Here is a 12,468-nt window from a genome sequence, read left to right on the forward strand (position 1 = left end):
GTTGCGATGAAAGCGCATGGAGGGGCAGGCAACCGCCCGCGTCGGCGGTACTCAGGCGCCGCGCGGCTCCGGCATCCGGAACGACAGGCAGTAATAGAACGGCGCCACCTGCTCCTCAATCACAGACACGGCGCCAATGGGCAGCAGCTCGCGGGGGCAGTGCGGGTCCTTCGAGTAGAACGTAATCGCCCGGAATGCCGCGCGCTGAAGCAACGAGGGCCGGAAGGCCGGGTCCATCTGCTCGTCCACCACGACCAGCGGCGTCCCGGGCCGCGCCACGCGCGCCATCTCCGCCAGCGCCTTCGCCGGGTCCCTGTACCCGCCAATCCCTCCCACGTGCAGCACCCGGTCGAACATCCCCTCCGGAAATGGCAGCGCATGCGCGTCCGCCATCATCAGCCGCACGGACTCATACCCTCCCTGCCGCACCCGCCGCCGGCAGTGCTTGAGCATGCCCTCGCTCAGGTCCACGCCCCACACCTCCACGTCCAGCCCATGCGGCACCTCCCTCCGGATGAGCGGAAGGTTCGCCCCGGAGCCCACGCCCACCTCCAGCACCCGCACCGGCTGCCCATCCTCGCGCGGGCGCAGCGCCCCCAGCTCCAGCCGGCGCATGTACCCGTCCCGCATCCGCGACTCCGTCACGGACTGGAGCATCGGCGTCAGCACCGCCGTCAGCGGGTCATGCAGCGCGGGCAGCCCGTCGTAGATGACGCGCATCAACCGGTCCGTGCCCCGCACCGCGTCCTCGCGATACAGCCGCGCCAGGCCCCGCTCCACCGCCCACGCCTCGCCACAGCCGCCACAGCGCAGCCACCCGTCGAGGAGCCGCCCTCCCTCCTCCTGCCCGTGAAACACCAGCGTCCCACCACAGGCCGGGCACGCCAGCCGCTCCACATCACCCACCGCCACACCACTCATGCGCTCCGCACCACCTCGGCACGTGCCCAGGCCAGCTCGTCCCGGGTGCCCAATCGCGTGAACAACTCCACCGCCCGCTCCGCCTGCGTGCGCCGAGCCGGGTCATCCACGGGCAGGTGACGCGCCAGCTCCAGCCGCGCCCGGGCCTCCTCGTAGGCCGTGCCCTTCTTCCCCGCCACGGTGATGCACCGCCGCCACATCTCCCAGGCGCGCGGCGCATCACCCGCCCCCCAGGCCTCATTCCCACGCCACAGCAGCGCCGCCGGCTGGCCGAAGGGGAACACCTTCGCGAACGCATCCACCGCCTTGCGCGCCGCCCTCGCGCTGTCCGCCAGCGACGCGTCCACGCCGCCGTCGCGCTCCCACAGCGTCAGCAGCACCTCCGCCACCGACATGACGCCGAAGTAGACGAAGTGCGCCACCGGCTTGCCGGCCGACAGCTTCGCCAGCGCCTTCTCCGCCGCCTCGCGGGCCCCCTGGGTGTTGCCCTCGCGCAGCCGCAGCAGTGCCAGCGTGCCCTCCACGATGATGCGGTCCGTGAGGCCGCCCTGCGCCTCCGTCCAGGCCAGCGTCTGCTCCAGCGCGGCGCGCGCCTTCCCAGGCTCGCCCAGCCGCACGTGGATGTGCGCCTGGTAGTGCAGCGCCCAGTGCTGCGTCTGGAGCGCGTCGCGCCGGCGCGCCGAGCCCTCCAGCCACGCCATCAGCGGCAGCCCCTCCGAGAACCGTCCCTGGTAGAGGTACACCACCGTCAACAGCGCGCGGCACTCCTCCGCCAGCCGCAAGTCTCCCACCGAGTCGACGATGCCAATCGCGCGCCCCAGCGCCGCCTCCACGTCCGCCCACCGCGCCACGTACGCGCCGTACACGGCGTTGCGGCACAGCACGTAGGCCAGGTCCGCGGGGTTGCCCACGCGCTCGGCCACGTCCCGGGCGCGCCCCACCCACGCCTCCGCCACCGGCCTCACCGGCACCGTGCCCGCCACCACCGCCATGTTGGTGTAGCCCCGCGCCAGCTCCGAGGACGCGCCCGCCGGCTCGCACAGGTTCAGCGTGCGCAGGCCGGACCAGAGCACCGGCAGCGCCTCCTGCGCGTAGATGAACGCGTCCGTCAGCCGCATCAACAGCCGGCCCGCCACCCGCCGCACCCGCCGCCGCTCCTCCGTCTCCTCGTCATACGCATCCGGCCGGGCGCTCTGCGCCAGCCGCAGCACCATCTGCCCCAGCGTGCCCAGCGCCCAGCCCACGCGGCTGGTCGGCACCGGCCAGCCGAAGTACCGCAGCGCCTGCTCGGCGTGAGCGCGGAACGTCTGCAGCTCCCCGAGCTGGAAGAATGACTCCGCCAGCAGCGCCTCCAGGTGGCCCAGGGCCTGGGCGTTGCCGCCGCGCGCGGACACCTGCTCCAACGCGCGCGTCAGGAAGGGCACCGCCTCGCGGCACGCGCCCACCCGCAGCGCCTCCTCGCCCGCGCGCCGCGCATACTCCGCCTCGCGCGCCCCGTCCCCCGCCGCGCCCCAGTGGTAGCAGAGCGCCGCCGTCCACTCCGAGCCCTCGCCGTGCACCGCCACCAGCGCCTCCGCCACGCGGCGGTGCAGCGCGGGCCGCTCGGCGGCGGGCAGCTCCTCCAGCACGCCCTCGCGCAGCTTGTCGTGCGCGAAGCGCCAGCGGCCGTCCGCCACGTCCAGCACCGCCGCCGCCGCGCAGTCCGACAGCCAGCGCTCCACGTCCACGCCGGGCGCCGCGTGCCGCAGCAGCGCCACGTCCACGTGACGGCCGGCGATGGCGGCCATGCGCAGCAACTCCCGCGAGCGCTCGGGCACCTTCTCCAGGCGCCGATGCACCAGCCGGCGCACGCCGCCCGTGAACACGCGCTCCGGCAGCACCATGTTCCCCAGCCGGTCCAACCCTCCTGCCTCTTCCGCCAGCGCCCGCACCACCTCCACGAGGAAGAAGGGGTTGCCCTCCGTCTCGCGGCGCAGCAGCGCCACCAGGTGCGGCCGGGCCCCGGGCGCGCCCAGCATCGACTGGCTGAGGACGGCAATCTCCCCCGCGTCCAGCCGGGGCAGCCGCAGCACCTCCAGCCCCGGAAGCTGGGATGGGAGGCCGGGGGCCTCGTCGTCGCGGAAGCTGCCCAGGAGGAGCAGCCGCTGCCCGGACGCGCGCGTGACGAGCCGGGAGAGCAGGAGCAGCGACTCGCTGCGCGCCCAGTGCAGGTCCTCCAGGATGACCACGGTGGGCTGGGGCAGCCGGGCGAAGACGTCCTCCACCACCTGCATCAGCCGCGCCTGCGCCATCTCCGCGCCCAGCTCGGCCGGGTCCGGCACGGGGTGGCCCAGCAGCGCCTCGAGGTCCGGCACCAGCGGCTTGAGGACGCTGGCCTCGCGCTCCTCCAGCGTCGTGAGGACGGACAGCCAGCGCAGCACCGGGCGCCATTCCTGGTACGGACTGCCGCCGGTGGCCACCGCCTGGCCGCGCAGCACCACCGCGCCGCGCACCAGTGCCATGGCCCGCAGCTCCTCCAGCAGCCGCGACTTGCCCACGCCACTCTCACCGCCCACCAGCCACCCGGCGCCGTGGCCCATGAGCGCCGTCTCCAGCACTCCGGCGAGCCGCTCCTGCTCCCGGGCGCGGCCCACGTAGCGCGCGGCCTGGAGGAAGCTCTCTCGCGTGGCCTCGGAGTCGGCCGGCACGGGCCGCCGGGTGGCGGCGCACAGCGCGGCAATCACCTCGTCCGCGCTTCGCGGCCGCCGCCTCGCTTCCGGAGACACCAGCCGCTCCAGCACGCTCTTGAGCGCGGGTGGGAAGCCGGCCGGCACCTCCACCTGCCCGGCGTGCGGCAGGCGCCCGAACATCATCTGGCACGCCATGGCGCCCACGCTGAAGAGGTCCGTCACCTCCGAGGGCGGCTGGTCCTCGAACAGCTCCGGCGCGAGGTAGCCCGGTGTCCCCGCGGGCTGCGCGCGGTGCACGTGCTCGCGCCCCACCGCCAGCCCGAAGTCCAGCACCTTCACCTGCCCGTGCGCCACCAGCACGTTGGCGGGCTTCAGGTCGCGGTGGATGATGCCGCGGCGGTGCAGGTACGCGAGCGCCTTCAGCGTCTGCAGCAGCAGGTCCACCTGCGTGGACAGCGGCTGGCCGGCGCCGGCCAGCACCAGGTGCCGCGCGTCTTCCAGCAGGTCCATGGCCAGGTACGGCCGGCGCTCGGCGTCGAAGCCGTAGTCGAGCACGCTGATGACGTGCGGGTGGCGCACCGACGCCAGCGTCTGGAACTCGTGCGCCAGCGACAGCGCCAGCTCATGGCGCGCGGCGAAGGACGGAGTCGTCGTACCACTCGGCGGCGTCCGCGCCAGGTCCTCCAGCGTCCAGTGCAGCCGCTTCAGCGCGACGGGGCCGGAGAGCAGGTCCTGCGCCCGCCACACCGTGCCGGCGCCGCCACGCCCCAGGGAGTCGAGGAGGCGGTAGCGGCCTCCCACCACCTCGCCGTCCACGGGACGACGAGCCGGGTCCTCCGGCCGGAGCTGGGTGTCGACAGGGAGTTGACGCATGGGGGGCCGCCCACCCCGCATGATACCGACAACTCGGAATTCCGCGTGGGCTGAATCCACGCGGCTCACGGGGCCCCGGAAAACAATTGAGACAGAATCTGTCTCACCCGGGGGCGGGAGCCGGCGCCGGCCCCCTGGGGGACCAGGCGGAGGCTCAGCCTCCGAAGAGGCTGGCCAGCCCGCGGCCGCCCTGGACGGCGCCGTAGATGAGGGCGCTGAAGTAGATGATGGTGCCCAGCGTCATGCCGTGGCCCAGGAGGATGCAGTAGCCGTCGCGCTGGAGGATGCCGATGGCGAAGAAGAGGGCCGCGAGCGCGGGCAGCGTGTTGCTGAACGGAATCAGGCCGAACGGGGCCATGAGCAGCACGCCGGCCGTGAAGAGCATGAAGCCGTTGAAGCGGTTGGTGCTGGCACCGTGGGTGAGGGCCAGCAGGCGCGGCTTGCTGAGGCGGTCCACGTACTTCGTGAAGACGGCGGCGCCCTTGTCCAGCGCGGGGGCGAGGCCCTCGCGCGTGAGCGGCTTGTCCAGCAGCTTGCGCGGCACCCACGGCATCCGGTTGAGCGTCACCCCGATGCCGATGAGGACGATGAGGGCGCCGAACACCGTGGACACGCCCGGAATCGACACCGGCAGGAGGAAGGGGAAGGTGAGGATGCAGCAGAAGAGCAGCAGGCCCTGCTCGCCACACGCCTGCATCAGCTCACGCACCGTGAGCGTCTCGGGCAGCCGCGCGGCCAGGGCGCGGAGCGTGGCGGAAAGCTGGACCTGGGTGTCCGAGAAACCGGCGGACGAGGGCGACGAGTGCGGGGACGTGGACATGCGGCGCCAGTGACTACCACGGCCTGTAACCCCGTGGTCAGCTCCAGGCGATGTCGTACACCGCCTCCTCGCCCTCCCGGCGGACAATCTGGACGGAGGGCTGCCGGGCGCCGCTGGCCTCCAGGCCGGCCAGGAAGACACCCACGTAGAAGCCCGCCACCACCACCGGCCGACAGGTGAGCGAATACCGGGTGGGCCCGAGCCGCTCCATGCTCGCCTCCAGGTAGTTGGTGCCGGTGCGCAGGTTGCGCGTCATCCGGGCCAGCATCCGCTCCGGCCCCAGCAGGCGCACGCCCGTCAGCAGCGCATTGCCGATGAGCGTGGAGCTGAAGCCCTGCACGAAGCGGCGCCCCACCACGGCGGCGCCCTCCTCCAGCGGCACCTCCGGCGCCAGCGTGTCCGCCGCCACCCGGAGCGCCCCCACCCACACGTCCAGCGGGTAGGCCGGAGCGAGCGAGCCCCGGGTGTCCACGCCGACCTGCTTCAGCCGCCCGGCACAGCGGTCATCCAGGCGGTCTCCCAGGGCGCGAATGAGGCCTTCGAAGCTCTGCTGGAATACGAGGGGTTCGGAATTTTCCAAGCCGCGGCAGGGTAGCGGCGGGAGGCCCGGGCCTCAATCGGACAATGTGACGCCGCGGGGTGCTCACGGGCGGACAGAGTCCCCGTCCCACGGGGTGGCGTGCCCCCGGGGTGCCGGCCTCGTGCTGGGCAGGGCTCCTCCGGTGTGCTGAAGAAGCGGCAGCCCCAGTCATCCCACCGGAGCCCGCCATGGAAACGCCGCCCCGCCGCCTCTTCGTCGCCGGAGCCACCGGCGCCACCGGCCGCACCGTGATGCGCCAGGCGCTCGCGCGCGGGGTGGAAGTCACGGCGCACGTGCGGCCGAAGAGCGCGAGCAGCGAGCTGGCGCGGGAGTGGCCTCGCAAGGCGGTGGTGGAGCTGTCGGACGGTGAGACGCTGGTGGAGACCCTGCGCGGACACAGCACGGTGCTGCAGCTCATCGGCACCATGCGCAAGCGCTTCGCCTCGGGCGACACGTACGAGACGAGCGACATCGGCACCACGCGGCAGCTCGTGGAGGCGGCGAAGCGCGCGGGCGTGGACCACTTCGTGCTGCTCAGCTCCGTGGGCGCGGGGCGTCCGGTGGGCGCGTACCTCAAGGCCAAGGCGGAGGCGGAGCGGCTGGTACGCGAGAGCGGCCTCCCCTACACGGTGCTGCGCCCACCCGCCTTCGAGGGCGAATACCACCAGCCGATTCCCCTCCTCCGCGTCCTCACCCGCCTGCCGCCGCTGCGAGGGCTGCACCCCATCCGCCTGGAGCAGCTCGCCGCCGTCCTGCTGCGAGTCGCCGAGCGGCGGGCCCCCCTCGGCACGGTGCTGGAGGGAGACAGCCTCTGGGCCGAGGTGGCGGCGGCCGGAGTCTGATGGCGCGCCACCTGCTCAGGCGCGTGCCCGGAACAGGGCCACGCAGCCGTGCAGGGAGATTTGAGACTCCTTGAAGCGCGTGTGGAGGGCGCGCTCCAGCGACTCCAGCGTGTCCTCCTGGTTCGAGAAGATGCCCTTGCGGTTGTAGAGCCTCATCAGGAGGCGCGCCTGCGCGCTCCGGGGCACGTCCCCCTGGAGGAGGGTGGAGCCGAAGAGGCAGCCGCCCGGATTGAGCAGGGAGCGGAGGTGGTCGAAGACGACGGCCTTCTCGTCCATGGAGCCGGGCAGGCAGTGCAGCAGGTAGTTCAGGCCAATGGAGTCGAAGCGGGGCGCGTCGAAGCCGATGGGGTCTAGCACGTTGCGCCGGTACGTCTCCGGCGAGTAGCGCGCGGCGCGGCTGGCGGCGCGCTCCAGGCTGTTGGCATTGAGGTCCATCAATGCCAGGCGCGGCGAGGGCGCGGGGTAGCGGCAGCGCGCGACGTAGTAGCCGGTGCCCACGCCCACGTCGAGGTGGTTGGCGGAGACGTTCGCGTTGTACCACTCGAGCTGCGTCGGGGTGGGGCACTTCCAGACGAAGCGGTTGGAGTAGCCCAGCACGCCCACGTCATAGAGCAGGCGCAGTGTCCACCGCGTGTACACGGCCTGCCCCGCGTGCACCTCGGGCGACACCTCCAGTTCCAGGGAAGGCGTTTCCATGACCCAGGGCTCCTCGGCGTGTGGGGTAGACCGCACCCCTATACCTGTCCGGTCTTCGACACGCGATTGGCCACAAGTGCGGCCTGGCGGCCTGGCGGTAGGGCGGGCCCCTCCACTGCGGGACGACCTGCCGGTCGCCCTACAGGGAGAACAGGTAGGGACGCGGCTCGGGGACCCTCTTCACGCGGAGGATGTGGCTCTGCTCCACGGCCATCCGAGGCACCGCCACGGGCCGGGGGATGCGGAGGATGCCGGGCACGTCGTCGCTGGAGAAGACATACCGGCCCTGCGTGTCCTTGCGCGAGCAGCCCACCTCCAGGAGGAGGTAGCGCTGGATTTCAGCCGGGTCCGTGGTCCCCCAGTTGAACTTCGCGAGCGCCTCCACGGTAAGCCCATACATCTCAGCGACACTCTCCAGCGTCTCGCCGTCGGTGACCTGGTGCTCGGCGATGCGCGCGAGGACTCGCTGCGACGAGGACTGCCTGCCCTTGCTGCCCGCCTTCGCCGGCTTCTGCTGGGACCAGGGGCCTCCCGTCCTCACCAGCGCCAGGGTGTTGTCCAGGGTGGCGCCGTCCAGCACGGAGAGCACGTTGGCGGCGCCCTCGGGCACGTCCTTCAGGTCGATGCGGCCCTCCGAGTCGGTGGTGGCCTGCTGCTCGGACGCGTCCCCGAGCTGGATGCGCAGCTGGATGCCGGAGATGGGCACGTCCGTGACGTCATCGACGACCTGCAGGCGCAGCCACAGCGGCTCCGTGTCCACGACGGGCGGGGCCACCTCGGGCACCTGGGCGAAGTGGGGCGCCACGGTGCGCGAAGGCAGCGGCGCCCGGGCCAGCCGGAGGAGGCCGAAGGAGAACAGCGCCGCGGCCTGCCGGGAGACCTCCTCCCGGCTCAGCGACGTGAAGGGCCGCGCGGTGAGGTGGCCATGCGCGTAGACCACGTCTCGCAGCACGCGCAGGTTCGAGTCCTCCCGCGCGAGCTGCAACAGGCGGTGCTCGAGCGTCCACCCCCGCCCCACGCTCACCAGCTCATGGTCTTCGGGAAGCAAATCCTGCAATTCGAGAATGACATACTCTCGCAGGCCGTCTTGCAATCGATGACGTAGGTGCATGGTCGCTTGAACTGGAGACAGACAGTCGCACGCGGGTCTGACAACTGTCCATGTCGCGCGAGGCAATTCGCGAGGCAGTCACTCCGCACCCATGACACCGGGAGAGGATTTCCGGTAGGAGGGGGCCGGAGGGGGTAGACGCGGGTGATTGCAAAACGAGGAAGCCTCGCCGTTTTGTCGGCTTTGCTTTTGATTGCAGCTTGCTCTCGCGGCGGCACGGGCTGCGGCGGGGCGAAGCAGACCTCCGCTGTCGCCCGTCCCGCACCTGAGGACCCGACGGGGCGGCTCGAGGCCACCCGGCGGGAGCCGGCGAAGCAGCCCTGGGACACGGCCGCCCAGGACGCCCTGGAGCGCGCGTGGCTCGACGCCGAGTTCCTGGCCCTGGAAGCGGAGCTGAAAGAGCACGAGAGCAAGGCGGCACCGCTGGACTTCGGAGACTGCGGGGGAGTCCCCGCGAAGGACTGCATCGCCCGGCGCATCGGCGGACGCTACGACAGCGCGTGGACCCGGGCCGAGGTGCGCGGCACGGCGGTGCTCCTGCTCGTCTTCCACGCCCGCTCCGACCATGAAGAGGATACGGAGTCAGGCAACGAGTTGGTCGTGTTCCACGGCAGGCTCGTCCCGGGGCCGGGTGCGGCGCTGAAGATGGACCTCGTCTCCCGGACCCTGTCCAGGGTCTCGGATGCCGTGGGCACCGCGCTCGGACGGCGGGCCGTGGTGCCCTCCCCGAAGGACAGCGACATCCTCTGGGGCATCCGCTTCGAGCCCCTGGCCCCGGAGTCGTTCGCCCTGGTGGACTCGTTACCGGATGCCTGGGCGGCACTCGTCTCCGGGGAGAACGGAGACGTGGTGCACGAGGGGGTGCCCGGAAACCGGGACCGCTGGTTCATCCTCAAGGAGCCGGGGCTTCGGATGGCCTGGCTCTCGTGGTCGGAGCGGGATGGCCGCTTCGAGCCGCTCCCGCAGGTGACGAAGAAGCGGAACACCTACCACCTGGGTGATGGCAACCGGCTCTACTGGCGACCGGATTCCGAGTCCAAGGGCTACCTGGCCCTCGGCGCCCAGGAAGGAAGGGGCGACCCCTACATTCCGGTGGCGAGGGCGGGTGATTATGCATCCGGCGACTCGGTGCCTTCCAAGACAGCGGGTGAGATTCCGGAGCAGGACTGGTCGGACGCGGAGCGCGCGCTGCCGGAGGAGGTGCGCCGCGAGCTGGCGACCTGCACGTGGCACGAGGCGGAGGAGCTGAAGCCCGGCCTGTATGTGGCACGGTGCGGCTGCGGCAATCCGTGCGGCTACTCCACCTTCGTGGACGTGAAGGGTGGACGCGTCTCCAGCACCTTCTGGCTGCCCCTGGGAGTGGATGTCCGCGGCGAGCGTGTCGCGCTCTCCACCCGGGGGTCGATGCCCATCCGCATCGTCGGCATGTTCGACGAGCGCGAGTGGATGGTCATCCGGCGGCCCGCAGGCGACGCGACGGAGCTCTCCCAGGGCGCGGAGGTCACCTTCCAGGGCAACCAGCTGCGACTGAAGTACCCCGACCGCCGCTGGAAGGATGTCGAGGAAGTGGTGAAGCTGCCGGAGAGGCCCGAGTGAAGCGCTCCGGCCCATGTGCCTCGAAGGAACGGACGATGAAGCAGATGACCCGCCGGCTCACCCTCTGGTCCGCCTGTCTGCTGGTGCTGGGCTCCACGCCCACATGGGCCCAGCAGGCCCCCTCCACCGGAGCGCTCTTCATCCAGGGCTCCGAGGTGAACCTGCGCGACAAGCCCGCCACCAACGCGAAGGTGGTGGGCAAGGTCGCCATCGCCACCGAGTGCCAGCACGTGAAGGACGCGCCCAGGCAGTGGGTGCGCCTCAAGTGCGGTGACGTGGAGGGCTTCACCCTCAAGTCCCTCGTCGGTGCGCAGAAGCCCACGGCCGAGGCGCTCCTGGCCCAGACCCGGGACACCACCCAGCCGGCGAAGACGCGCCTGGACGCCGCCATGCGCGCGGCGACGCTCGACTCCAAGAACGAGCAGGCCCTGAAGCTGCTCGCGGACCTCTTCTTCGACGTCAACTTCGAGCAACTGCTGAAGGACACGGATAAGGGCGGCCTCCACGAGTCCTTCGTGGTGAAGCGAGAGGTGCTGGAGGACCAGAACCGGAAGGAGACGGGTGAGGAGTGCCTCCTGCGGGAACTGGAGAAGATTGAGTATGACTGGCACCGCTTCCAGCTTCGCCGCAATGACTTCGTCAGCGCCATGTACCGCGATGGCGCCCTCGTCGTGTATACGGGCAACTACCTGTCGATGAAGGGGCGGTACAAGCTCGAGGACGATCAGGACCACTTCCAGGTCACCATCGAGTCGCGCAGCAGTTCGGCAGTGTCGGAGGCGCTGAAGCTCGCGCTGAGCCAGGGCGCGCGCCCTCCGCAAGGGGGCACGGAGAAGTACACCCTCCACTATGGCGAGTACCCGGGCATGCCCATCCTCCGTCCCGAAGCCTTCCGGCTGCTGCGTGCCCTGCCCCCTCGCTGGCACCTGCTGAGCGAGGAACAGGGAGAGCGCTTCATCCGGTCCACCTGTGGCCTGGTGTTCACGCAAGTCTTCCGCTTCGACCTGCACCGGAGGGCCGCCGTGGAGAGGGGCGATACAGGGATGGAGAGTGACGACGAATTCGGGGAGTCCCAGTCCGGCCGCATCGCGGACATCACCCGCAGTGGCTCGACGTACACCTTCCGGCACCGGGGCTACAGGGGCGACGAATACACCTGGACACTCACGTGGCCCACCGAAACCCCCGGCGTGGGGATTTGGAATGAGAGCGGTCCTGGCTCCGAGGGGAGCCCCTATGCCGCGGGAGCCGCACGGGGAATCGAGGTCAGAGAATATTGCAGCCCACAGTAACGCCACCGGTAGGACCTGATGCCGCTCAAGCGTCAATTCAAACTGGACCATGACGCCGCCGGCTTGGCGGTGGATGGCACCATCATTGAGAAGACCGGCGACACGCTGATGCGTGTCTTTCCCGTGGACTCCTATGATTTCCCCGAGGAAATCAAGAAGCAGGCCCAGGAGTGGCACGTCCTAAAGGTGCCGCTGCTCGGCCAGAAGGTGCATAAAGACCAAGGTCCGGACTGGTGCGGACGCACCTCCGCGTCCATGGTCTACAACTACTTCCAGCTCATCAAGGGCGGCGACCCGCGCGAGCGTTAATTCACCCACTGGCGGGCGGGCGACCCGAAGAACGTGCTCGACCTGAGATACCCGACGGGGGACCGGGCCTTCTTCGAACACTTCGCGGATGCCCCCGGGTTGGGCCGGGGCTGGAATACCTATCCCAAGGGGAACTACGAGGTCACCTCCAGTCACCTGGACTTCGAGCTGTCCAAGCCGCCGGACGGTGAGATTCCCTTGCCGCTCAGCCAGTTGCTCACCCCGGAGGCTGACCGGCCCAAGGGCATCGGTGGTGTCCTGAGGTATCTGAACGCTCAAAGTGACTCGGCGAACGAGGGCCGCCTGCTGCCCACATCTCTGCGGGGCGATGCGGACAAAATTGCGGGGGACGAGGCCGCCGTCCGCGAGCGGTTCGCTCACATCCTCAAGTGCCTGCGCGCCAACAACCCCATCGTCATCTACACGGGCCTTGGCATACCCTCGGGCGGGTTCGACCGCCCGCTGCACATCATCGTCATCTGCGGCTACTGCATCCTCAAGACGGGAGGGAAATCCCAGCTCTGGCTCGTCACGGCGGACCCGTCCCCCAAGTGGAGCCTCGTCAACAAGCGGCTCCTGTCGGCACCGAACCCCGACCTGAAAGGACACTGCGACCTGGGACACGCGCTCTCCCCCGAGCACGACCTGTTCCGGATTCAGTCCGGAGTCTTCTCGGGCGATACCTGTTGACGAGCACCCTGGATGAGGGCTCGAGGCCCGAGTTCGAGCCGGCGGCGTGATGGGTTCGCGCCGCTCGCC

The 12,468-nt window shown here is 70.6% G+C and carries 11 protein-coding genes; 5 read left to right on the forward strand and 6 right to left on the reverse strand.

Translation table 11 applies throughout. The annotated features are described in order from the left end of the window. Positions 1–51: 51 nt before the first annotated feature. From K8638_RS42960 to K8638_RS42975, 4 genes are all read right to left on the reverse strand, one after another. Positions 52–921, reverse strand: a complete 870-nt coding sequence (locus K8638_RS42960) for a class I SAM-dependent methyltransferase (RefSeq protein WP_223760587.1) — start codon at positions 919–921, stop codon at positions 52–54. Beyond that, positions 918–4,463 carry a serine/threonine-protein kinase gene (locus K8638_RS42965; protein WP_223760588.1) on the reverse strand — a complete coding sequence of 1,182 codons (3,546 nt, stop codon included), beginning with the start codon at positions 4,461–4,463 and terminating at the stop codon, positions 918–920. The genes K8638_RS42960 and K8638_RS42965 overlap by 4 nt, the downstream gene beginning before the upstream one ends. Before the next feature lie 154 nt (positions 4,464–4,617). After that, positions 4,618–5,283: an exopolysaccharide biosynthesis protein gene (locus K8638_RS42970; protein WP_223760589.1), complete on the reverse strand. Its 666-nt coding sequence runs from the start codon at positions 5,281–5,283 to the stop codon at positions 4,618–4,620. A 37-nt stretch (positions 5,284–5,320) separates the two neighbouring features. Then, positions 5,321–5,863, reverse strand: coding sequence for a TIGR02265 family protein (locus K8638_RS42975; protein WP_223760590.1), 543 nt, complete (start codon positions 5,861–5,863; stop codon positions 5,321–5,323). A 188-nt stretch (positions 5,864–6,051) separates the two neighbouring features. Between K8638_RS42975 and K8638_RS42980 the strand changes: the two genes are divergently transcribed. Then, positions 6,052–6,705 (forward strand): SDR family oxidoreductase, encoded by a 654-nt coding sequence (locus K8638_RS42980; RefSeq protein WP_223760591.1) that lies wholly within the window; start codon positions 6,052–6,054, stop codon positions 6,703–6,705. A 15-nt stretch (positions 6,706–6,720) separates the two neighbouring features. Here K8638_RS42980 and K8638_RS42985 read toward each other — a convergent pair whose 3' ends face one another. Both K8638_RS42985 and K8638_RS42990 read right to left on the reverse strand, forming a co-directional pair. Next, positions 6,721–7,401 (reverse strand): class I SAM-dependent methyltransferase, encoded by a 681-nt coding sequence (locus K8638_RS42985; RefSeq protein ID WP_223760592.1) that lies wholly within the window; start codon positions 7,399–7,401, stop codon positions 6,721–6,723. 139 nt (positions 7,402–7,540) lie between these two features. Further along, on the reverse strand, positions 7,541–8,449 hold the full coding sequence (locus tag K8638_RS42990) for a LysM domain-containing protein (RefSeq protein ID WP_223760593.1): 909 nt from the start codon (positions 8,447–8,449) through the stop codon (positions 7,541–7,543). Positions 8,450–8,701: 252 nt separating this feature from the next. Between K8638_RS42990 and K8638_RS42995 the strand changes: the two genes are divergently transcribed. From K8638_RS42995 to K8638_RS43010, 4 genes are read left to right on the forward strand one after another with little or no spacing between them, the layout of a single operon-like run. Beyond that, a complete protein-coding gene (locus K8638_RS42995) occupies positions 8,702–10,108 on the forward strand; it encodes a hypothetical protein (protein WP_223760594.1) in 1,407 nt (468 codons plus the stop codon). A gap of 35 nt (positions 10,109–10,143) precedes the next feature. Continuing rightward, on the forward strand, positions 10,144–11,400 hold the full coding sequence (locus K8638_RS43000) for a hypothetical protein (RefSeq protein WP_223760595.1): 1,257 nt from the start codon (positions 10,144–10,146) through the stop codon (positions 11,398–11,400). An 18-nt stretch (positions 11,401–11,418) separates the two neighbouring features. Continuing rightward, entirely contained in the window at positions 11,419–11,709 is a 291-nt protein-coding gene (locus K8638_RS43005) for a C39 family peptidase (protein ID WP_223760596.1), read from the forward strand. A gap of 33 nt (positions 11,710–11,742) precedes the next feature. Next, positions 11,743–12,399, forward strand: a complete 657-nt coding sequence (locus tag K8638_RS43010; RefSeq protein ID WP_223760597.1) for a hypothetical protein — start codon at positions 11,743–11,745, stop codon at positions 12,397–12,399. The last annotated feature ends 69 nt before the right edge of the window (positions 12,400–12,468 follow it).

Origin of the sequence: Myxococcus sp. RHSTA-1-4, assembly GCF_020037125.1 — a bacterium.
Taxonomy (GTDB): Bacteria; Myxococcota; Myxococcia; order Myxococcales; family Myxococcaceae; genus Myxococcus.